Genomic DNA, 21,257 nt, shown 5'->3' with positions numbered 1-21,257 from the left:
GTTCAGCGGTTGTTCTTCTTGCGCCATTCGGCAAATGCCGTCTGGTGCTCTTCCTTGGTGCAGGGGTAAAGCCCGATGATCGTCTGGCCGGCCTTGACCTGCTCCACGACGAAATCCTCGTAAGCGGTCATTTCCACCGCCTCGGTCGCCACCTCGTCGGCAATGCCCGCCGGGATGACGATAACGCAATCGGCGTCGCCGACGATGATGTCACCCGGGAAAACCGGCGCATCGCCGCAGCCGATCGGGCCGTTGATCTCGATAGCCTCGTGTTTGGTGAGGTTGGTCGGGCTGGAGGGCCGGGTGTGGTAGGCTGGAATATCCAGTTCGGCAATAGTGGCCGCATCCCGGAAACCGCCATCGGAAACGATGCCTGCACCACCGCGAACCATCAGGCGCGTGACCAGAATATCGCCTGCCGAGGCGGCAGAAGCGTCCTTGCGGCTGTCCATGACAAGCACATGGCCGGGCGGGCAGGTTTCGATGGCGACGCGCTGCGGATGGGCGGGATTGCGGAATTCCACGAGCTGGTTGCGATCCTCGCGGGCCGGCATGTAGCGCAGGGTGAAGGCTGGGCCCACCATGTTTTTACCCTTGTAGCCCAGAGGGCGCACGCCCTGAATGACCTGGTTGCGCAGGCCGCGCTTATAAAGCGCCGTCGCCAGGGTAGCGACGGAAATCGTCATCAGTTTTTCGCGCGTTTCATTGTTCATCTCTGTCTCCTCGCAATGGCGGATAAATGCGTTTCAAGTCCTGTGAATGGGCTCATCGATAAAAATGCCGCCCTGATATTTTGCGATCGCAGCCTCCGGGTCGGGGCGCGGTACGTCGCGCTCGATTTCCCCCCGGTAATCAGCGGCATTGTCGCGCCGCTGCCAGCCGAGAAAGTCGACATGGGAATTGTCCCACCAGCTGTCGTCATTGGCCGAAACGCCCCAGATGACCGGGCAGCCGAGCGTCGGCACGCGGAATGTGGCCTCGATCAGCGAGACGAAGTCACCGTAGCTCAGCCACGTCGATAACATCCGCCAGTTGGACGGTTTTTCTTCGCAGGAGCCGATGCGGACAATGGCCGTCTCCTGGCCGAATTTGGAATGGTAGAGGCTTGCCATCGCCTCGCCGAAAATCTTCGAAACCCCATAGAGGCCATCGGGCAGAAAAGGCGTCTCCGGGCTAAGCTGTTGACCCTGCGGGTAATAACCGATCGTATGGTTGCTGGAGGCGAACAGAATGCGCGGCATGCCGTTCAACCGTGCCGCCTCATAGAGATTGTAGACACCACGCAGATTGGCCGCCTCTATCGGATCGAAAGCCCTTTCAACCGACACACCGCCGAGATGAACGATGCCGTCGCAACCCTTGACGAGATCGTGCACCGCCTGCTCGTCTTCGAGCGCGCAGCGAACGAGTTCCTCGTGAGGAGCTGGCGTACCCAAATCGACGACATCAGACAGGCGAATAGTTTCGGTAACGTGGCCAAGCCGCCCGCGCAGCATGCTTCCCAGCTTGCCGCCGGCACCGGTGATGAGCAATCGCTTCAACATGATGGCGCCTCTTAGAAAATATCGGGCTCGCCGGCGGTGCGGCCGAAATCCGTTTGTAGGAAGTCGAAGTCGCAGCCCTGATCAGCTTGGGTGACGTGCTTGGAGAAAAGATAGCCATAACCACGCTCATAACGCGGCGCAGGCGCTTGCCATGCCGCCCGGCGCTGGGCGATCTCTTCTTCGCTTACCAGCATATCGAGACGACGCTGGGGCAGGTCGAGGCGCACGATATCGCCGGTCTTCAGGAGCGCCAGCGGGCCGCCGACGAAGCTTTCCGGCGCGACATGCAGAACGCAGGCGCCGTAGGAGGTGCCGGACATGCGGGCATCGGAAATGCGAAGCATATCGCGATGGCCCTTTTTGATCAGCGCCTTGGGAATGGGCAACATGCCCCATTCCGGAAAGCCGGGGCCGCCGAGCGGACCGGCATTGCGCAGCACCAGCACATGGTCGGGCGTCACATCGAGATTTTCATCGTCGATGGCGGCTTTCATTTCCGGGTAGCTGTCAAACACCAGCGCCGGACCTTGATGGACATGCAGTTTGGGATCGCAGGCGGCAGGCTTGATCACGGCGCCGTCGGGGCAGAGATTGCCACGCAGGACCGCGAGCGAGCCTTCCGCATAGACGGGATTGTCGAGCGAGCGGATGACGTCGTCATTATAGACTTTCGCGCCTTCGAGATTTTCGCCCATGCTACGACCGGTCACGGTCAGCACGGAACAGTCAAGACGACTTTCCAGCTGTTTCATCAGCGCCCTCAGGCCACCGGCGTAAAAAAAGTCCTGCATCAGATAGTCCTTGCCCGAGGGGCGGACATTGGCGATGAGCGGCGTCACGCGGCCAAGTTCGTCCAGCTCGTCCAGCGTCATCGGCACACCGGCGCGCCGCGCCATGGCGATCAGATGCACGACGGCATTGGTGGAACAACCGGTCGCCATCGCAACAATGGCGGCATTACGAAACGCTGCCGCCGTCAGGATATGGTTCGGTGTCAGGTCTTCCGACACCATCTCGACAATGCGGCGGCCACAGGCTGCGGACATGCGCTGATGTTCGGAATCGACTGCCGGGATGGAGGAGGCACCCGGCAGGGTGATGCCGAGCGCGTCGGCAATGGCCGTCATGGTCGAGGCCGTACCCATCGTCATGCACACACCGGCAGAACGGGCAATACCGCCCTGCACGCCACGCCATTCCTCGTCCGTGACATTGCCTGCGCGTCGCTCATCCCAATATTTCCAGGCGTCCGAACCCGAGCCCAGCACCTTGCCGGCATAATTTCCGCTCAGCATCGGGCCGGCCGGCAGATAAATCATCGGCACACCGGCTGAGATTGCACCCATGACGAGGCCGGGCGTCGTCTTGTCGCAACCGCCCATCAGCACCACGCCGTCGAGCGGATGCGAGCGGATCATCTCCTCCGTCTCCATTGCCAGCATGTTGCGGTAAAGCATCGATGTCGGCTTGGTGAAGCTCTCGTCCACCGAGAGCGACGGCATTTCGACGGGGAAACCGCCCGCCTGCAACACGCCGCGCTTCACATCCTGCACGCGCTCGGGAAAATGGGAGTGACAGGTATTGAGCTCCGACCAGGTGTTGAGGATACCGATGACGGGTTTGCCGACAAAATCCTCCTCCGCATAACCGAGCTGCATCATGCGCGAGCGGTGGCCGAAGCTGCGCAGGTCGTCGGGTGCGAACCAGCGGTCGGAACGGAGTTTTTTATCTGTCATGTCAATGGTCCTGCGTTGCGGGTTGCGCCAAAGGCTGTCAGTCCTGCCGGAGCGTCAGCCCGCTCGTCGTATCGAAAAGGTGGACGTGTTGAAGCGGTGCGGAGAGGCGGATGACTTCGCCCGCCGATGTCGAGGTCTGGCCGGAAAGATGCAGCGTCACCGGGGTGCCGTCACCCAGATTACCGTAGAGATAGGACTCGCCGCCCAGCTGCTCTGCGGTGCGTACTGACATCGTCAACGCACCGCCTTCGCCCGGCTCCACATGGTTCGGGCGGACGCCGAGCGTCACCTTCTGACCGGGCTTATAGGCAAAGCCGGTCTGCGGCAGCGGGATAGTCTCGCCCGTCGCGATTTTGAGAGCAGGCGTTGCGTCCGAAGTCACTTCGCCCGCAAAGAAATTCATCTTCGGCGAGCCGATGAAGCCTGCCACGAAAATATTGGCCGGGCGGTTGTAGAGATCGAGCGGCACGCCGAACTGTTCAAGCTTGCCGGCACGCAGAACAGCAATCTTGTCGGCCATGGTCATGGCCTCCACCTGATCATGCGTCACGTAGATCATGGTGTTGCCGAGACGCCGGTGCAGGCTGGAAATTTCGCCGCGCATATCGACGCGCAGTTCCGCATCGAGGTTGGAAAGCGGCTCGTCGAAGAGGAACACGCGCGGCTCGCGCACCACGGCGCGTCCGATGGCGACGCGCTGGCGCTGGCCGCCCGACAGGTCCTTGGGGCGACGCTCCAGCAGCTGGTCGATCTGCAGCATCTTCGCTACCTGAGCGATCTTCTCGGCGACTTCCTTTTTGGGGGTGCCGATATTCTCAAGGCCGAAAGACAGGTTTTCGCGCACCGTCATATGCGGATAAAGCGCGTATGACTGGAACACCATGGCAAGGCCACGGTCCGCCGCCGGCACCGTGTTGACCACGTCGCCGCCGATGACGATATCGCCGCCTGTCAATTCCTCGAGACCCGAGATCATGCGCAGCAGGGTGGATTTGCCGCAGCCGGATGGGCCGACGAAGACGCAGAACTCGCCATGTTTGATATCGAGATCGATACCCTTGATGACATCGAGGGCGCCATATGTCTTTTTGACCTGACGAAGCTGAATACTTGCCATTGTCGTATTTCCTCCCTGAGGATTATTTGCCGCCCGTGGACGCAATGCCGGTGGCGATATATTTTTGCAGGAACATGAAGACCAGCGCGATGGGCGCAAGCGTCAGCACGGTCATGGCCAGAAGGTTGCTCCATTCCGTCGTCATCTCCCCCTGGAAGGAGTTGAGCGCCAGCTGCAGGGTGAAGTTGTCGTTGCGGGTCAGCACGATGAGAGGCCAGAGGAAGTCGTTCCAGCGCCACATGATCGCAAGGATCGCCAGAACGGCAAGCGCCGGAGCCGATAACGGCAGGATGATACGCCAGTAGATTTTCCACTCGCTCGCCTTGTCCATGCGCGCCGCATCGAGGATTTCATCGGGTATCGTCAGCATGTATTGCCGCAGCAGGAAAACGCCCGTGGGTGTCGCGGCACCGGGAATGATGACGCCCCAGAGACTGTTGATCATGCCAAGCTGGCTGGTGATGAGAAACAGCGGCACCAGCACCACCGTCTGCGGGATCATCAATGTGCCGACAACCAGCGCTAGCACCACGCCCCTGCCCTTGAACTGATATTTCGAGAGCGCAAACGCGGCCATGGAATTGACGATCAGCATGATGAGTGTCGACGTCACCGTGATGAAGGTCGAGTTCCAGAAATAGAGCGGGAAATTGAAGCGCTGGAAAAGCTCGGTGTAGTTTTCCGTCGCCAGCGCCACCTTTTCAGCCGGTTTCAGCTCGTTGAACGGCATCTTCAGGACTTCGGTCGGCTTGGCCGGGTCAACCACCTGGGCCACGAGGCCGATGCGGCGGATCATGCCGAGCTTGCGGCCATCCTTGTCGACATAGGCCGGCAGCGGCGCTGCCTGCCCATCAACCGCCACGGTTTCCTGGCTATAGGGCAGAAGGCGCGGCGGGAAGCGTTGAAGGTCGGCCTCCGTCTTGAACGAGGAGAGCACCAGCCAGACGACGGGGCCGAACATCATCAGCACGGCCACGCCGAGATAGGCGTAGGACAGCCAGTCGGTCCAGTGCAGCTTGCCGTTGCGGCCGCGGGTACGGGTCAGAAATGCGCCAATCCTAGCCATCGACCTTGCTCCTGTTTGCCCGGAATTGCAGGGCGGTCAGCACCACGAGCACCACGGCGAGCAGCAGCGAAGCGGCGGCCGCAAGTCCGAAATTCCGGGGCGTCCCGGCAAAGCCGGTCTGATAGATGAATTGAATGATGAAGGTCGTCGCCGAACCCGGACCACCGCCGGTAAAGGCAAAGACTTCATCGAAAGTCTGCACGCCCTTGATGACCGACAGGACGAGAACGACAAGCATGGTGGGCGCAAGCAGCGGCAGGGTAATGCGCCGGAAGATGCGCCATGGGCTTGCCTTGTCCAGCTGCGCCGCCTCGTAGACGTCACGCGGGATCGCCTGCAGGCCGGCGAGGAGAATGAGCGTGTAAAAGCCCATATGCGCCCAGACCGACAGGAAGACCGACCAGCCGAAGGCAAGATTGGCCTCGAGCAGCCAGTCCACCGAACCGAGGCCGAGCCCCTCCATCGCCGCATTGAGAACGCCGAAACGCTGGAGAATCCACTTCCAGATCAGCGCGACCACGACGGGTGACAAGAGAACAGGGAAAAAGAAGACCGCGCGAAAAAAGCCACGGGCGCGGATATCGCGATTAAGCACGATGGCCGTGATCAGCGAGGATCCAACCATGAAACCCACCTGCAGCACGACGAAGAACAGCGTGTTCCAGACGGAGCGCCAGAACAGGTCGCGCGCACAGGAATTGGGATCAAGATAATTCTGACAGGAAAGAAGGACCGAAAAGTTTTCGCCGCCCACCGAAGGGCGCTCGGAAAGCAATATGTGTTCGCTGCCGGTCACGGAATAGGCCATGTTCAGCAGGATCGGCAGGAAGGCGAAGACCGCAAACAGGATCAGGTTGGGTGTCAGAAACACCCACGCAATCCGCCGGTGGCCAAGAACCTTCTGCAGGAAGGCAAAGGGCAGTTCGACGATGCCCATGACGGGCGCAAGAAATTTATACATGAGGGTCCTCCTTCGATCCGGCGCGGCGCGGCATGCGCCGCGCCGGAAGGCGATGGATCACTTCGCCTGTTTCAACGCTTCCTCGAGGTCCGTCTTCGCACGGGCCATGGCCTCATCAACGGTGCTCTCACCGACGATGGCCTGCGTAATGCGCTGGACGGAGATGTTGAACATGGCGCGATTGTTCTTGTAGCCCTGATAGGCATAGGCAATCGGGCTGAGGCCGGGAATCTGGTCCAGCCAGGCATTCATGGCCTTCTGCGTCGCAGGCGTCGCACCGGTATAGGTCACGCCCTTGTCGGCCACGGCCTTGTGGGCCGGAACGTTGCGGGTGCGAACGGTGAAGTCGAGATAATTCTCGTCCTGAGCAAGGAAGTTCAGGATATCGGCGACGATCTTCGGGTTCTTGGTCTGCTTGAAGCCGACGATGCCGGTACCGCCCGGCATGCCCGTGCAGGCGGCGCCACCGCAGGGCTGCGGCACGACTTCCCAGTCGAAGGCATCGCCCACCTGGCTGTCGAAGCGCGCGGTCTGCCAGCTGCCGGAATAATAATAAACCAGCTGGCCGTTGATGAATTCCTGCGCGGCGTCGCGGTAGGTATTGCCGCCCTGCCCGGCCCAGACGTCACGCGCCATGGTGCCGTCCTTGTTCCATTCGACGAATTTCTTCACGAAAGTCGTAAAGCCTTCGTCGACGAGGATCGGCTTGCCGTCAGCATCGAAAATCTTCGCGCCATAGGAAATGGCCGGGCCGGCGATGCGATGGCCGGAACGGTCAATCGCCATCGGGTAAGGTGTGCCGGTTGCCTTGGCGACGGCATTGGCAGCCTTCGCCCAATCGTCCAGCGTTGCATCCTTGCCGGGTACGGCGACATTTGCCTGATCGAACAGGGTACGATTGATGAAAGCGCCGGTGATGGTGAGCTGGGTATGCATGCCGTAGATGCCCTTGTCGTCGGGGCCGCTGCGGTACCATTTCAGCACATTGGAGAAATTGTCTTCCCAATATTTCGCGTCCACATAGGGCGTGAGATCGAGATAATAGCGGTTGAGGCCGCCGAGGTCGGTCACGGTTGCGAAATCCGGCCCGCTGCCGCCGGCGAGCTGTACGGGCAGGCCTTCCAGCAACGCCTTGTAGGGCACAATGTCAGTAACGATCTTCACGTCCGGATGCTGCTTTTCGTAACGGGCGAGAATGTCCTTCAGGATTTCGCAGCCATTGCCGTCATAAGCGCAGGTGAAGCGCACTTCCTCGGCCGCCTGGGCGGCGCCTGCAAAGGACGCCGCGCCAATGGCGAGCGCCAATGCCATGCTGTATTTACCGATCATCTCTTTTCCTCCCTTAGATGATTATGCGTTGGCGGATGCGCGCGGAGCCCATCCTTTGATCCATTCGCCTTCGGCGGCGTCGGACAGGCGGACCGGCTTTCTTTCCCGTACCGAGCGATAGATGGCGGTAACGAGTTCTATGGACTGCAGGCCGTCATTGACCGTCACTTCCTTGCCGCCGCGTCCTTCCATCGCGTCGGCAATGGCTTCGACAAAACCGGCAAAGCCGTTTTCGCCGTCGGCAACCTTTGCCAGAACGGCATCGATCTGGTCCTGCGTGGTGGGTGCACGGGCGATGAAACGCCATGTGTCTTCGGCCGGGCGATAGGGAAGCGTGCCACTCTCGGCGGTGAAGCCTTCGAAGCAGAAACGCAGACGGGACGTATCTTCTGCTGCACCGAGCGTGACGGAGCTGGTCGCCAGCGCGCCGCTTTTCATGCGGAAACTGAGTGCTGCGCAATCTTCGGTTTCGATGGTGTTGACGCGCGTGTCGGCCATGGCGAAAACTTCCTCGACCGGGCCGAGGACGTGGCAGAGAAGATCATGGGCGTGGATGGCGTGACCGAGGATCGCGCCGCCGCACTCACCCTTCCAGGTGCCGCGCCACGGGATGTCGTAATAGCTGGCGCCACGGTTCCAGTGAACTTCCGAGCTTGCGACAAAGGCCTTGCCCGCAAGACCGGCATCGATCAGCGCCCGCAACTGCCGCATGGCATGTCCAAAACGGTACTGGAAGACGGGAAATACACCGCGTCCGGTCTTCTTGACGGACTCGATCAGCGCATTGGCCTCTTCCAGAGAGCGAACCAGCGGCTTTTCGCAGACCACATCCTTGCCCGCCGCATGCGCCTTCAGAGTGACAGGAAAATGCAGGTGAGGCGGCAGGCAGACGTCGATGAGCTGAATGCTCTCATCGGCCAGAACCTCATCGAGATCGGTGGTCAGACGAATGGAGGTGTCATCGCCGGCGACGGAGCGCGCGCGCTCCAGATCGAGATCGCAGATCGCCTTGACGACGAAGCGCTTGGGCAGCGCCCGATAACCGCTCAGATGCTGGGCGCCGATGCCGGCGCCGATGATGGCAACACCGATCATTTCGAGGCTCCCTCAGCCTTGGCCTGCGCCTGAAGCGAGAGGTCGCAGACCTTGAAGACGTGTTCCTGCGTCATCGCCGTTTCCGTGCGGTTGCGGATATCGTCGCAGATGCGGGCGAAATAGGGCAGACCGGCGCCGGAAGCATCAATATACTCGCAGCGGTCGCCGTTGACGAGAACGAGGCGGTCCGTGCCTTCGGTATTGCCGACATCCACATATTTACGCAGTTCGATGTAACCTTCGGTGCCGAGGATGGTCAGGCGGCCGTCACCCCAGGTCGGCAGCGCATCGGGCGTGTACCAGTCGACGCGGATATAGCCGTGGCCCTTGTCGCCGCGCAGCACAACTTCGCCGAAATCCTGAAGACCCGGATCGCCGGGGTTGGCATAATTGGCAACGGTGGCGGACACGATCTCAACCTCGGTCGAACCCGTGAAGAACATGAACTGATCGATCTGGTGGCTGGCAATATCGGTGAGGATACCACCATAGGCTTCACGCTCGAAGAACCATGTCGGGCGGATCTGGCGGTTGAGACGATGCGGGCCGAGGCCGACGGTCTGGATGACGCGGCCGATAGCGCCCTGAGCAACGAGTTCAGCCGCCTTGGTCACGCTCGGCACTTCAAAGCGCTCCGAGAAATCGACGGTCCAGATGCGCTTGGTCTTTGCCACGGTCTGACGAAGGCGGTCGAGCTGTTCGAAGGTGGTGCAACCGGGCTTGTCCGACATGACGTCCTTGCCGGCTTCCATGGCGGCGATAGCGAGATCGGCGCGCTTGGAGGGAATGTCGGCGATCACGACGAGATCGACAGTGCCGTCAGCCAGCAGCGCCTCTTTCGATGCTGCGCGCGGCACATTCGGGAAGCGCTTGACGAAGCCCTCCACGACATCGGGCTCGCCTTCTGTCCACCAGCCGGCAAATTCGGCGCCGGCATCCAGCAGGTTCTGGGCCATGCCGAAAATATGCCGATGCTCAATACCAAGAGCGACGAACTTGATTGCTTTACTCATCCTGCAGTTCCACTTCCTTGCCGGTGTCGGCCGAGTTGATGATCGCGTCGATCAATCTGTGAGACAAAAGAGCCGCTTCGCCGGTGACGACCGGCGGGCGTCCTGAAGAGATGGCGTCTGCGAAATCATCGAAAACGCCCTGATGCCATTCATGCGTGAAAGCCATGGGGTCGGCGCCGCCGCCCGTGCCAGCGGCCGCGCCGCCAAAAGTCTCCTGCCGGCCATCGCGCCAGTCGACATGCAGCAGGCCGGAGGCGAGCCGCAGGCTGGCATTGTCGAAATGCAGGAGGATCGATTCCGCAGCCCCGGGGAAGCTTGCGGTGCTTGCCACCAGCGAACCGACAGCGCCATTCCTGAAACGCAGGCCCGCAGACACGTAATCTTCGGTTTCCATGCGGTGGAAACGCGTCGTTGCAGCCATCGCCTGAACACGGGCGACCGGCCCCGTCAGGCTCAAGGCCAGATCAATCGTATGGATTGCCTGGGAGATCAGTACGCCGCCGCCATCGCGCGCCAGCGTGCCGCGACCCGGTTCGTCGTAATAGGATTGCGCGCGCCACCAGGGCACCGAGATTTCGCAGAGGCCGAGCATCCCGAGCGTTCCGCCATCCACAAGCTCGCGCGCTTTTTGCGATGCGGCCCGCATGCGGTGCTGGAAGATGATGCCGAGCGCGACACCCGCGTCACGACACAGGGCGACGAGACCCTCGGCTTCCCGCGTATTGCGAGCGACCGGCTTCTCCATCAGGATGTGTTTGCCAGCCTGCGCCAGTTTTCCGACAATATCGATGCGGGCATTGGGCGGCGTGGCGATAATGGCGAAATCGACATCCGCATCGCGCGCCGCTTCGTCGACGGAGGAATAAACCGCCACCGCGTATCCGGTATGTTTCGACGCCTCGGCAGCCAGCGCCTTGGCGCGGCCGGAACCGCCATCGACGATGCCCTTCAGGCGAATTTTTTCCGGGCTTGCCGCGCAGGCAAGCACATGCGTCTTCGCCACCATTCCGGCGCCAACGATGACACAGGTCTTGATATTTTGCATTTCGGGAGCCTCCTTCCCAATGCGCGATCATTTGCATACCGGTATGCCGGTTGTCAACAGACTTGTGTTCCGGTATACCGGTTATGAGAACAGTGGAGGGTACATGCCGAAAATTCCTGTAACAGGCGTGCCGACGATGGAGCGGCTGGACCTCAACCGTCCGGTCGTGGACCAGATTTACTCCGCGCTGAAATCAGCCATCCTCTCGCGGGAGCTTTTTCCCGGGCAAGCCGTCTCTGAAAACGAGATCGGACAGTCGTTCAATTCGAGCCGAACGCCGGTACGCGAGGCGCTGAGCCGCCTGCGCGACGACGGCCTGATCGTCACGCTGCCAAGCCGTGGAACCTATGTCTCGCGACTATCGGAAAAGAACATCCGTAGCGCGCAATTCATCCGCGAGGCGCTTGAAGTGGCCGCAGTGCGCAGGCTTTGCCAGATTGGCCTGGCGCCGGAGGCCGAGCAGGAGATCGAGCATGCGCTGAATGGCCAGCGGGCGGCGATGCGCAACGGCGACAGAAAAGCTTTCCGCATCCATGACGACCAGTTTCACAGCGCGCTTGCCGCCGCAACGGGCCTCGAAAGGCTGGAATCTCTGTTGATCCGCGAGAAGGCGGGGCTGGATCGTTTGCGCGCCCTGGCCATCACCGATGAGGCGCATATGGCGCGGCTGCTTTCCGAACATGAGGCGGTATACGACGCAATCAGGGCGGGTGACGACGCCCGCGCGACGGATTGTCTGCAAAAGCACCTGAGACGCGTCCTAGGCATTCTCTCACAAGTTTTCGAGAACCATCAGGACTACTTCGAATAATTCCGCAGCATTTTTTTCAACGGTTCGAGCATCATGAATACGGCAAACCCCGGACACACGCTTGCCATGTCGCAGGCGGAACTTCTTTGCGACACGATGAGCACACTTGCGGAATCTCCTGTTTGGGACGAGCGGCGACAGGTGCTTTTCTGGTGCGATATTCTCGGCGGGACGGTGCGGTCCGCAGCGCTCGAGCCCGGGCGTTATCGCGAATGGTCGTTCCCCCACACCGTATCGAGCCTTGGACTTTGTCAGAACGGCGATCTCGTCGTCGCCTGCGGCATGGATGTTATCATTCTCAATCCTGATAGCGGCGAAACGCGCCTCCTCCATTCCATTCCTGCGCCCAAAGGCATCCCCTGCCGGCTGAACGACGGGCGGATCGGCCCCGACGGCGCTTTCTGGGTGGGAACCATGCACAATGTCCCGCTCCCGGACATGGAGCCCCATGGCGAACTTTGGCGGATCACCGAAAAGAACGCCGAGCGTATTCAGACGGGGCTGACATGCCCGAACGGGCTCGCCTTCTCCGAGGACGGATCGATCATGTGGCAGAGCGATTCCGTTCAGAAATGGATACGTCGGCGAAATTTCGACAGCCGGAACGGCAGCTTCGATGAGGGCGTGCTGGTGGCCCAGATGACGGAAGAGACTGGAAGGCCCGATGGCGGCTGCCTCGATAGCAGCGGCAACTATTACAGCGCAGGCGTGTCGGCCGGCCTGCTCAACGTTTTCACGCCCGACGGCGCGTTGGCGGACGTGATAGCAGCCCCAGTGCCCCACCCCACGATGTTCTGCTTCGGGGGCACGGATTTCAGTACTCTTTTCCTGACATCCCACCGCCACAACATGTCCGAGGACCGACTGCACAAAGCGCCATTTTCAGGTGGCGTCTGGGCGATCCCCACTCAGACGAAAGGGTTTGCCGGCTTCCGCTTTGGCGACGGTAGGTAACGTCCGGAAGCCGGGTTCCGAACCCTATTCCTCCCGGAAGGCGCGACTGATCTGGTCGGTCAGCGGTTTGGCGATATAGGACAGCGCCGTTCTTTCGCTGGTCTGAATGAAGGCCTCGGCCGGCATGCCCGGCACCAGCGGCGCATTGTTCAGCTTCCGCCGCTCGGAGACCGGTACGGAAATCCGCGCCAGATAATAGGAGAGACCGCTGCGCTGATCGGTGGTGATATCCGCCGCGATGCGGTTGACATGGCCTTCCAGTTCCGGCGTGACGCGCTGGTTGAATGCGGTCATGCGCAGCATCGCCTTTTGCCCCAATTGAAGCTGATCGATATCCTTGGGCACGATCTGCACCTCCAGCGCCAGCTCGTCTCCGTCAGGCACGATGAGCATGATCGGATCCGCCGGCGTCACCACGCCGCCCACGGTGTGCACGGCCATTTCATGCACCACGCCTGATTGCGGCGCGACAATGTCGATGCGTTTCAGTTGGTCTTCGGCCGCAACCTTGCGCTCGACGAATTCGCCCATCTGGGCCTGTATCTCGCGCAGTTCCCGCCCGACCTCGGTGCGCAATTCCTGATCGATCTGCAGGATTTGCAGCCTGGTTTCGGTGATGCGCCCCGCCGTCTGCGCCTGATAGGCGATTTTCTCGCCGCGCTCACCGCCGAATGTCGCGGCCTGCGTCTGCAGGCTGTTCAGCCGCTGCACGGACACGACACCCTGTTCAAGCAGGGATTTCTGCGAGGTGATTTCAGCCTCCAGCACGGCAAGGCCGTTATCATAGGCGACTTCCTGCGCCTTCAGCCCTTCGATCTCATGTTCGAACTGGGTGATACGCTCGGAAAGCTGTGCTTTGCGCCCTTGGCGATAGGATTTGCGGAATTCGAACAGCTTGGTCTCGCTGCGCATGGCGGAGGCGACATCGGCATCGTCTTTTCGCGCCATCAACGCCTGCGGAAAGACGAGTTCCGGCAGATCGTCGCGCTCGGCCTCCAGCCTTGCCATGCGCGCATTCAGCTCATCCAGACGCTTGGTCACGATGGCGAGATTGGCGCGGGTCTGGGTCGCATCAAGGCGCATGACCACATCGCCGGCCTTCACTCTATCGCCTTCGTTCACCAGAATTTCGCCGACGACACCGCCGCTCGGATGCTGCACCTTCTTCGTGTAGGAATCCACCACCAGATGACCGGAGGCGACAACCGCGCCAGCAAGATTGGTCGTAGCAGCCCATCCGCCGACACCGGCCAGCAGCGCTACGCCCGCAGCAAGGCCGGCAACGAGATGTTTGCGGATGGAGCGGGACACATGGCTGCGCCGGTCAATGTTTGACATCTGCATCTCCTTCCTGGCTGTTCTCTTCACGGACGTCTTCCAGCACCAGCGCGTGAGGCTGGGTATTGGCGACGACGCGCAGCGGCGAGATGGTCTGGGCGGATGCGGTAAATCCCTTGCCCGACTGCGCCTGCGGAACGCGCAGGACTTTCGACAACACCTCATCTCGCGGGCCGAAGGCCTTCATCCTCCCCTCTTCCATCATCAGAATGAAATCGACAGCGCCGATGGCGCTCGGCCGGTGGGCGACGACGACGGCAATCCCGCTCCGCGCCTTGACCGAGGAAATCGCCTTGACCACGGCGGCTTCGCCTTCCGCATCGAGATTGGCGTTGGGTTCGTCCAGCACCACGATGAAGGGATCGCCGTATAGCGCGCGGGCAAGGCCGATGCGCTGGCGCTGCCCGGCGGAAAGCGCCGAACCCGCCTCGCCGATATCGCTGTCATAACCCTTTTCGAAACGCAGGATCAGCTCATGCGCGCCCGCAGCCCTGGCCGCCGCGATGATGGCGTCAGGATCGGGATTATCCTCGAAACGGGAGATATTCTCGCCGATCGTGCCATCGAATAACTCAACGCCCTGCGGCAGATAACCGATATGGCGGCCCAGCGCCTCACGGTCCCACTGCTCGAAACTTGCACCGTCCAGCCGTACCTTGCCGGCCGCAGGCATCCAAGCGCCGGTGAGAATGCGCGACAGGGTGGATTTGCCCGAGCCGGAGGGGCCGATAACGCCGAGCGCGTTTCCAGCGGTCACGATGAAGCCAAGTCCGGTGACGGTTGGTTTTCTTTCTCCCGGCGGAACGATGGTGACGTTTTCGACCCGCAAATCCTTTTCAGGCCTCGGCAGGGCCATGGCGGCGGCATTGGCCGGCATCTGTGCAAAAAGCTCCCTCAGCCGCGCCCAGCTCTGCCGGGCGGCCACGAAGGACTTCCAGTTGGAAATGGTAAGATCGACGGGTGCCAGCGCCCGGCCCATCATGATCGAACTGGCGATCATCACGCCGCCCGAAGCTTCCTGATTGATGACGAGCCACGCGCCGACCGCCAGAATTGCCGATTGCAGCACGACCCGCAAAGACTTCGCGATGTTGCCAAGACCGCCGGCCACATCGCCCGCCTTGCGATTGGCGGCGAGATAGGCCTCGTTGGAATTCTGCCAGCGTTTTCCGAGCCGACCGCCCAGCCCCATGGCCTGCACGACTTCGGCATTGCGGCGCGAAGCCTCCAGTTGCCGGTTGCGGGCCATATTCTCGACCATGGTGTCGCGGATCGGCTTCTGCGAAAAGATGTTGGTCAGGATTGTGAGGGAGACAAGCAATATCGCGCCGGCAAGCGCCGTCACACCGATCCAGAAATGAAACAGAAAACATATGCCGAGATAAAGCGGCATCCACGGCAGATCGAAAAAGGCCGTCGGCCCCGTGCCGGAGAGAAAACCGCGCACATTATCGAGATCGCGCAGCGGCTGCAGACCGTCCCCCGGCATGCGGTTGACAAGCGGCAGGCGCACCACCGCATCATGCACCTTACCGGAATAACGCAAGTCGAAATCTTCACCGATACGGATCAGAACGCGAGCGCGGATGATATCGAGCAGGCACTGGAAGCCGTAAAGGCCAAGCGCGAGAATGGCGAGCCCGACCAGCGTCGGCAGGCTGCCGCTGGCCAGAACCCGGTCATAAACCTGGAGCATGAAGAGCGGCGAAGTGAGCGCGAGTATATTGACCACGCCGCTGACGAGCGCAAGGCCGAGAAACGTGCTTTTAAGGGGCGAAACAACCGCCGCAGTGAGGGACTGCGGCGGCGTCTGCTGGTGGTTTTGAAAGCCCACAGCCTGATTTTCCTTTACGCGGCAAGCGCCGATGCGCTGGCGAAAATGAAGTCCGACGCGTCGAGCACATTTGCATCGACACCATTCAGTGTGACGGAGACGGACGTGTCTGTGGCCGAAAGGATAACGGCATTTCCGTTATCATTATACCACAACAAATCGTCCACCGAAGTTGCGCCCCAGGCGGAGACATCGAGCGTATCGGTACCGTCCTGATAGCCGTAGGTTCCGGTCGGGCCGGCCGCTACGACGTCGTTGCCGCCGGAAAATACGAAGGTGTCTGCGCCGGCAAAGCCGGTCAGGGTGTTGGAGGCAGCCGTGTCCTCGATCACCGTGCCGGTGGCTGCAAAGTAATCATAGAAGCCGGCCAGCGAACCGAAGCGGGCAAGCTGGTAGACGGCGAGATCGAGAAGATCGCGAGCGCCGGCAAGCGAATAGGCGCTGTCGGGATCGATCAGCAGTTCCTGCTGGCTGACGGCGATGCCGCTGGTGGACTGGCTGTAGCCGGCGCCCAGAACGATGCTGTCGACCGAACCCGTCAGGTTGCCCTGGGAGTACTGCAAAGCGCCGCTCATGACGATGCCCTTGCCGCCGGAACTGCCATCGCCCCACGCCTCATAGGTCGTGTTCGGATCGATGGTGGTGGTGGCGAGAGAGCTGGTCTGAGCGTCGTAGAACGCACCATAGGTCGAACCGAAACCGCTCGTCCAACCGTTGAGGTAGCCGATCAGATCGGAGGAAGACTGCGTCAGTTGAATTGTGGTAGCCATAGGTGTACTCCTTTGCTGGCCAATAGGGATACCTTGGTCATGTGACGAAGGCGTTTCATCTCCGGGACGGGCTGCAACCCCAACCCGGAGAATTTCTTCCACGGTTCAGAACTTCACGTTCATCGTCGCGATAAAGGTGCGACCCGGGGCCGAGTAGGCGCTTGCCGCCGGGATGTATTTGCGGTCCGTCAGGTTGTTGACAGCGAAGCGGAGCGTGGCCTTGTCGTTGAAGGCATAGGAACCGTAGAGGTCCACCGTGGTATAGGGATCGGTCACCTCCCGCAGATTGCCTTCCGTATCCAGTGTGCGCGACTGTGTCGGCGTGACATGGTTGAGCCTTGCGCCCAGCGAGAATTTCTCATCGAAGAAACGCATGCCGCCATCGAGCGTCAGCTTCACCTTGGGCGCGACATCGCCCGGCCAAGCGACGATTTCGCCCGTCGTGGTGGTCGTGCCGTTGGAAAAAACCTGCGTCTTTTCGGGCCATTCCGTCTTCAGAAGCGTCGCCGAGCCGCCGAGCCAGAAATTGCGGGCATCGTAATTGCCCTCGAATTCAAGCCCGCGCATATAGGTCGTGCCGTCCAGATTGACGAAGCTGGTATAGGTGCGGTCGAGAACCTGATCGGTGACGAGATAACCGAGCGCGATATAGTCCTTCACCTCGCGACGAAAGGCGGCCATTTTGATGCGAATGGAATCGTCGTCCAGCAGCACGCCGTCGAAGCTCACATTCGCGCCGATTTCATAGGTCGTCGCCTTTTCGGCGCGCAGAGCCTGATTGGGAGCGTATTCGTATCCGGCGCTATCGCCCGGACGCGCACCGGCAAAAAACGCCTCGAGAATTGTCGGCGGACGCAGGCTCTGGGAATAGCTCACATAGGGGCGGAACCAGTCGACGGGTTTCAGCTCGATGGTGGCCGAGGGCAGCCAGGCGCTGTAGGTGCGATCGATATCGACTTCATGCGAGGGATATTCGGTGACCGGCGTATTGGTGGTTATACCGGTGCCCGGCATACAGTTGGCCGATGTCCGCGGCCAGATGCTGACGAGAAAAATACTATAACGGGATGCCCATATGGGGGAGTTTGCAGGCAGAAAGACCCGATTGAAGTATTCCAGGGCCGTATAGTGATTGCGAACAAGGTCGCAAGGCACACTTGTCGTTACTATCGATTCCTTGACACTATAATAGGTCGCAGATCCCTTGAGACGCGACCAGTCGTAACGCACGCCGCCACTCAGCGTGATCCAATCGGCCGGCTCAAGCTCACCATTCAGGAACAGGCTGGCGACATCGCGTCGCCCTGCAGGGCTGAAGGACGTGTAGCTGCTGGCGAAAGAAGGATTTTCGGCGATTTTGGCACTTGTCGCAACGGACGTGGCGATGTCCCGGAAGGCTTCCGCTCCGTAGTTCAGGCTGAGCGCGCCCGCCGCCGTATCAAAGCGACTGGTATTTTCCAGGCTGCCGCCGAAGCTGCGCAGGCCCATGTCAAGGTTCGTCTCCACCGCATACTTGCGCGCCGCACGCAGTTCATGCGTCATATTATCGTTCAGCCACAGCGACGACTTGAAGTCGATGAGTTCGCTCTCCGGGTCCCAGTCAAGCTTCGCGACGACGCTGTCGTTTCGCACGCTTTCCCGGTCGATCACCTCAGATGCGCCCTGAACGAAGTCATTCTCCTGATGCATCCAGGAGAGCGAAGCCTTCACGTCGCCAAATTCGCCTTCGCCCTTGAAGAAGGTGGACCAGCCGTCGCGGCCGAGAAGGTCCTTCATTGTCAGCGCGGTGCTGCGGGCCTCGCCTTTTGTGCCGATCTTGTATTCATCCATGATCGTGCGGCTGTAGCCGGCGACAAAGGAGAGAGCACCATCAGGCGAGCGAACGGCGCCGAGAACCGAGCCCTGAAAATCATAACCATTGGTGCCGCGGGAAACATTCACTTCCCCGCCCTTGTTTTCACCCTCGGCGATGAGATCGTCGGCGCTGACGGTTCGGAACTCGACCTTGCCGCCCAGAGAGCCCGCATTACCCGACCGCGCATTGGTTATTTTCTCGATCTCGACGGCACGGATGAAAGCGACATCCACATAGCCCTGCCCGGCACTCGCAGTATAGCTTGCGGTGCCGCCGAAGGTCGCACCACGCTGCGCATTCTGCCGGGCCCCGTCGATTGAGACAACCACGCGGCCGCTTTCCTGCAAACCCCGCACATTGGGCGAAACGGTTGGGAAGCTGCCGTTGCCCTCGCCGGCATAAACACCGGAAACCCGGTTGAAAACATCGCGCGTATTGCGCACGCCGGCCGACTGGATCGCCTCGCGGCCGACCACGCTGACACTGGCGGGCGTTTCATAAACCCAGTCGGGCGTCCCCTGATAACCGGAACCGGCAATGGAGTTGCGCCCGGTCTTGCCGGTCAGGGTAATGGTTTCCAGAACCGTAGTGCCCTCCGCCGCGGAAAGATCGACGGTCGATTGCCCCGTGCCGATGACGACGGTTCTGCCATTGCCGGCGATACGGAAATTGACGCCCGTTCCCGCCAACAGCCGTGACAGCGCCTCCCGCACCGTGAAACTGCCGGTGACGGCATTGGTGCGCACATTGCCCGCCGCCGGCGTGGCAAGCGTGACCTGAAGGCCGGATTGCCGCCCGAAAGCACCCACGACCGACGACAGCGACTGGGCGGGAATATTGAATGGCCTCGTCGCCCCCTGCTCGCCGCCTGGACGCTGGGAATTGGTGGCGCCAGCTCCGGTCTGGGCCAGAACGGGCGTCGCGAATGAAACAATGACCGCCGTTGTCGCCAGCAGCACGGCCCTGCGAGCCCGCTTTGCTGCTTTTTCCCCTGAACCGGTCTTGCATGTCTGGAGGCGCATATTGCTTTCGTCTTCCTGTCTTTCGCTCCGGATATATCTTGACCGGATTACTCAACAAAAAGACGATTGCCTCGTCGATTTTTTTCAGGATTTCGGAAGGAATTTTATAAATAACTGAAAATAAATATGATTTTTTGTTTTGGAATGTTTCAGAAACGGGTGATGATGCGGGCACTGTCCCCAATCGCATGCACCTTGCCCTTATAGGGTTCCACCAGGGCTTCCAGCGCGCGATCCGGGTCGCGCAGATCGTAAAACCCTGTCACTCTCTGCTCGGCAAGTCGCTTGTCGGCCATGGTAAGCCACGCCGGATGGTAGCGCTGGATCTGCTCCACGACCGAGCCTATCGTCGAATCGACCACATAGAGTTCGCCGTTGCGCCAGCCGCCAATATCCTCGACGGAAACGGTCTCTTTGCGGATCGCGCCGGAAGCGTCGACGATCAGCATCTCGCCCGGCACGAGCCGCGTTGGCGGCGCATTACGGAAGGACGCCTCCACGGAACCGTGCGCCAGCGCCACCTGGGTTACTCCATCCGTCAGGTCGACGTCGAAAGCCGTGCCCAGCACCTGAACGGTAAGGTTTTTTGCCTTCACGACGAAGGGACGCGTTTTATCCGGCACCACGTCGAAAAAAGCTTCCCCCTTCAACACCGTGACATTGCGACGGCCATCCGTGAAATCCGCTGAAAGCGCACTCGCGGCGGCGAGCTGCACTTTGCTGCCGTCTTCGAGGGTGATCGTGCGGCTTTCAGCAGTGGTGGTCTGATAGTCAGCCTGCAAGCGAACGAAAAATGCCGGAACGAACAGCACCGCAAGACAGAGGGAGGCCGCCGCCACGGCCGCGCCGGCATAGCGCCGCCCGGACCAGCGCCGCCGCTGCGGCTTTATCGCGGCCTTGCCCGGCAGATGCGGGGCATCTTCCCAGAGGCTCTTGAATTCCGGCTCCACCAGTCCGAGGTTTCGCCACGTCCTGCATGTTCGTTCCCAGGCGAGACGGTTTGCCGGCTCTGCCCCCAGCCATTGCTCAAATTCCGCCTTCAGCCGCGATTCCGCCGAGCCGGACTGCAAACGCAGCAACCAGTCGGCCGCCTCTTCCGCCTTACCGGCCGGCAATTCAGTTTTTTTCTCTGGATCAATGGTCATTGAACCGGGCCAGTTCCTTTGGGGCGCGCAGCAGGAGCGTCGTCTTCTGCATTTTTATAAAGACGTTTAACGAAGAGATTTTTTTCACAAGGTGGGACAATCGGGACTATTTACTTCATTTCTCTGGTGATCGCGGCAATGCTGCCCTTGATCAGACGGTGTGCGCTGGCCACGGATACGCCAAGGTGACGCGCAATCTCCTCCATATTGTAACCACCGAATCTGTGCATTTCCAACGCCACTCTTGCCTGAACCGGCAGGCCGGCCAAAACAGTCCGCATCTGGCGGACTTCATCGCAGAAAAGGGCGTGTTCCTCCGGCGTGCCATTGTCCTGCGGCACACCCCAGAACGGCGTATCGTCCGGCCGTTCGCGAATGTCCTGGCGGCTGCGCCGGCGATTGTCGAGGGCAAGATTGCGAACGATACGAAAGAGATAGGATTTGAGATTGGCGGGATTACCGGAGGCCTCGGGAACGAATTTCAGGAACGCTTCCTGAACCACGTCCTCCGCATCCGCCCGCGACCCCAATATGACGGTGGCGTATTTGATCAGGTCGACCCTATGCGCGACGTAAGCGTTATAACGCTTGTCATCTTCCCGTATGCCCATGTCTCAACCGA

At 60.6% G+C, this 21,257-nt stretch carries 18 protein-coding genes; 2 read left to right on the top strand and 16 right to left on the bottom strand.

What is annotated here, in order from left to right; genetic code table 11:
• Positions 1 to 2: 2 nt before the first annotated feature.
• From PL597_RS01325 to PL597_RS01280, 10 genes are read right to left on the bottom strand one after another with little or no spacing between them, the layout of a single operon-like run.
• Entirely contained in the window at positions 3 to 713 is a 711-nt protein-coding gene (locus PL597_RS01325; RefSeq protein WP_003506768.1) for a ribonuclease activity regulator RraA, read from the bottom strand.
• A 33-nt stretch (positions 714 to 746) separates the two neighbouring features.
• Entirely contained in the window at positions 747 to 1,544 is a 798-nt protein-coding gene (locus PL597_RS01320; protein WP_142911961.1) for an NAD-dependent epimerase/dehydratase family protein, read from the bottom strand.
• An 11-nt stretch (positions 1,545 to 1,555) separates the two neighbouring features.
• A complete protein-coding gene (gene araD / locus PL597_RS01315; protein WP_191216636.1) occupies positions 1,556 to 3,280 on the bottom strand; it encodes an L-arabinonate dehydratase in 1,725 nt (574 codons plus the stop codon).
• 37 nt (positions 3,281 to 3,317) lie between these two features.
• On the bottom strand, positions 3,318 to 4,397 hold the full coding sequence (locus PL597_RS01310; RefSeq protein ID WP_077985064.1) for an ABC transporter ATP-binding protein: 1,080 nt from the start codon (positions 4,395 to 4,397) through the stop codon (positions 3,318 to 3,320).
• 22 nt (positions 4,398 to 4,419) lie between these two features.
• Positions 4,420 to 5,463, bottom strand: coding sequence for a carbohydrate ABC transporter permease (locus PL597_RS01305; protein WP_137411569.1), 1,044 nt, complete (start codon positions 5,461 to 5,463; stop codon positions 4,420 to 4,422).
• A complete protein-coding gene (locus tag PL597_RS01300; protein WP_271364449.1) occupies positions 5,456 to 6,424 on the bottom strand; it encodes a carbohydrate ABC transporter permease in 969 nt (322 codons plus the stop codon). Before PL597_RS01300 ends, PL597_RS01305 begins: the two co-directional genes overlap by 8 nt.
• 57 nt (positions 6,425 to 6,481) lie before the next feature.
• On the bottom strand, positions 6,482 to 7,753 hold the full coding sequence (locus tag PL597_RS01295; protein ID WP_077985066.1) for an ABC transporter substrate-binding protein: 1,272 nt from the start codon (positions 7,751 to 7,753) through the stop codon (positions 6,482 to 6,484).
• 21 nt (positions 7,754 to 7,774) lie between these two features.
• Positions 7,775 to 8,848, bottom strand: a complete 1,074-nt coding sequence (locus tag PL597_RS01290) for a Gfo/Idh/MocA family protein (protein WP_271364448.1) — start codon at positions 8,846 to 8,848, stop codon at positions 7,775 to 7,777.
• Entirely contained in the window at positions 8,845 to 9,861 is a 1,017-nt protein-coding gene (locus PL597_RS01285) for a Gfo/Idh/MocA family protein (RefSeq protein WP_077985068.1), read from the bottom strand. The genes PL597_RS01290 and PL597_RS01285 overlap by 4 nt, the downstream gene beginning before the upstream one ends.
• Positions 9,854 to 10,906 (bottom strand): Gfo/Idh/MocA family protein, encoded by a 1,053-nt coding sequence (locus tag PL597_RS01280; protein WP_173990824.1) that lies wholly within the window; start codon positions 10,904 to 10,906, stop codon positions 9,854 to 9,856. Before PL597_RS01280 ends, PL597_RS01285 begins: the two co-directional genes overlap by 8 nt.
• A 103-nt stretch (positions 10,907 to 11,009) precedes the next feature.
• Between PL597_RS01280 and PL597_RS01275 the strand changes: the two genes are divergently transcribed.
• Positions 11,010 to 11,717 (top strand): GntR family transcriptional regulator, encoded by a 708-nt coding sequence (locus PL597_RS01275; protein ID WP_142911966.1) that lies wholly within the window; start codon positions 11,010 to 11,012, stop codon positions 11,715 to 11,717.
• Between the two features lie 33 nt (positions 11,718 to 11,750).
• Positions 11,751 to 12,671, top strand: coding sequence for an SMP-30/gluconolactonase/LRE family protein (locus PL597_RS01270; RefSeq protein WP_271364447.1), 921 nt, complete (start codon positions 11,751 to 11,753; stop codon positions 12,669 to 12,671).
• Positions 12,672 to 12,695: 24 nt separating this feature from the next.
• Here the strand turns inward: PL597_RS01270 and PL597_RS01265 are convergent, their stop codons facing one another.
• From PL597_RS01265 to PL597_RS01240, 6 genes are all read right to left on the bottom strand, one after another.
• Complete coding sequence (locus PL597_RS01265) at positions 12,696 to 14,009, bottom strand: HlyD family type I secretion periplasmic adaptor subunit (RefSeq protein ID WP_271364446.1); 1,314 nt, start codon at positions 14,007 to 14,009, stop codon at positions 12,696 to 12,698.
• Positions 13,996 to 15,843: a type I secretion system permease/ATPase gene (locus PL597_RS01260; protein WP_271364445.1), complete on the bottom strand. Its 1,848-nt coding sequence runs from the start codon at positions 15,841 to 15,843 to the stop codon at positions 13,996 to 13,998. The genes PL597_RS01265 and PL597_RS01260 overlap by 14 nt, the downstream gene beginning before the upstream one ends.
• 14 nt (positions 15,844 to 15,857) lie before the next feature.
• Positions 15,858 to 16,613 (bottom strand): hypothetical protein, encoded by a 756-nt coding sequence (locus PL597_RS01255; RefSeq protein ID WP_142911970.1) that lies wholly within the window; start codon positions 16,611 to 16,613, stop codon positions 15,858 to 15,860.
• A gap of 105 nt (positions 16,614 to 16,718) precedes the next feature.
• Complete coding sequence (locus PL597_RS01250; protein ID WP_271364444.1) at positions 16,719 to 19,490, bottom strand: TonB-dependent receptor; 2,772 nt, start codon at positions 19,488 to 19,490, stop codon at positions 16,719 to 16,721.
• Between the two features lie 149 nt (positions 19,491 to 19,639).
• Positions 19,640 to 20,635, bottom strand: a complete 996-nt coding sequence (locus tag PL597_RS01245) for a FecR family protein (protein WP_142911972.1) — start codon at positions 20,633 to 20,635, stop codon at positions 19,640 to 19,642.
• Between the two features lie 110 nt (positions 20,636 to 20,745).
• Complete coding sequence (locus tag PL597_RS01240; RefSeq protein ID WP_077985075.1) at positions 20,746 to 21,246, bottom strand: RNA polymerase sigma factor; 501 nt, start codon at positions 21,244 to 21,246, stop codon at positions 20,746 to 20,748.
• Between the last annotated feature and the right edge of the window lie 11 nt (positions 21,247 to 21,257).

Origin of the sequence: Agrobacterium sp. ST15.13.013 (assembly GCF_027956525.1) — a bacterium.
GTDB lineage: Bacteria > Pseudomonadota > Alphaproteobacteria > Rhizobiales > Rhizobiaceae > Agrobacterium > Agrobacterium salinitolerans.
This window is presented reverse-complemented; position numbering and strand designations above follow the sequence as displayed.

Bases quoted from the DNA above. Each gene is read 5' to 3' on its own strand.
- PL597_RS01295 (WP_077985066.1), bottom strand. From the start codon at position 7,753: ATGATCGGTAAATACAGCATGGCATTGGCGCTCGCCATTGGCGCGGCG.
- PL597_RS01255 (WP_142911970.1), bottom strand. From the start codon at position 16,613: ATGGCTACCACAATTCAACTGACGCAGTCTTCCTCCGATCTGATCGGC.
- PL597_RS01325 (WP_003506768.1), bottom strand. From the start codon at position 713: ATGAACAATGAAACGCGCGAAAAACTGATGACGATTTCCGTCGCTACC.
- PL597_RS01265 (WP_271364446.1), bottom strand. From the start codon at position 14,009: ATGTCAAACATTGACCGGCGCAGCCATGTGTCCCGCTCCATCCGCAAA.
- PL597_RS01285 (WP_077985068.1), bottom strand. From the start codon at position 9,861: ATGAGTAAAGCAATCAAGTTCGTCGCTCTTGGTATTGAGCATCGGCAT.
- PL597_RS01280 (WP_173990824.1), bottom strand. From the start codon at position 10,906: ATGCAAAATATCAAGACCTGTGTCATCGTTGGCGCCGGAATGGTGGCG.
- PL597_RS01300 (WP_271364449.1), bottom strand. From the start codon at position 6,424: ATGTATAAATTTCTTGCGCCCGTCATGGGCATCGTCGAACTGCCCTTT.
- PL597_RS01240 (WP_077985075.1), bottom strand. From the start codon at position 21,246: ATGGGCATACGGGAAGATGACAAGCGTTATAACGCTTACGTCGCGCAT.
- PL597_RS01245 (WP_142911972.1), bottom strand. From the start codon at position 20,635: ATGACCATTGATCCAGAGAAAAAAACTGAATTGCCGGCCGGTAAGGCG.
- PL597_RS01270 (WP_271364447.1), top strand. From the start codon at position 11,751: ATGAATACGGCAAACCCCGGACACACGCTTGCCATGTCGCAGGCGGAA.
- araD (WP_191216636.1), bottom strand. From the start codon at position 3,280: ATGACAGATAAAAAACTCCGTTCCGACCGCTGGTTCGCACCCGACGAC.
- PL597_RS01320 (WP_142911961.1), bottom strand. From the start codon at position 1,544: ATGTTGAAGCGATTGCTCATCACCGGTGCCGGCGGCAAGCTGGGAAGC.
- PL597_RS01250 (WP_271364444.1), bottom strand. From the start codon at position 19,490: ATGCGCCTCCAGACATGCAAGACCGGTTCAGGGGAAAAAGCAGCAAAG.
- PL597_RS01305 (WP_137411569.1), bottom strand. From the start codon at position 5,463: ATGGCTAGGATTGGCGCATTTCTGACCCGTACCCGCGGCCGCAACGGC.
- PL597_RS01275 (WP_142911966.1), top strand. From the start codon at position 11,010: ATGCCGAAAATTCCTGTAACAGGCGTGCCGACGATGGAGCGGCTGGAC.
- PL597_RS01310 (WP_077985064.1), bottom strand. From the start codon at position 4,397: ATGGCAAGTATTCAGCTTCGTCAGGTCAAAAAGACATATGGCGCCCTC.
- PL597_RS01290 (WP_271364448.1), bottom strand. From the start codon at position 8,848: ATGATCGGTGTTGCCATCATCGGCGCCGGCATCGGCGCCCAGCATCTG.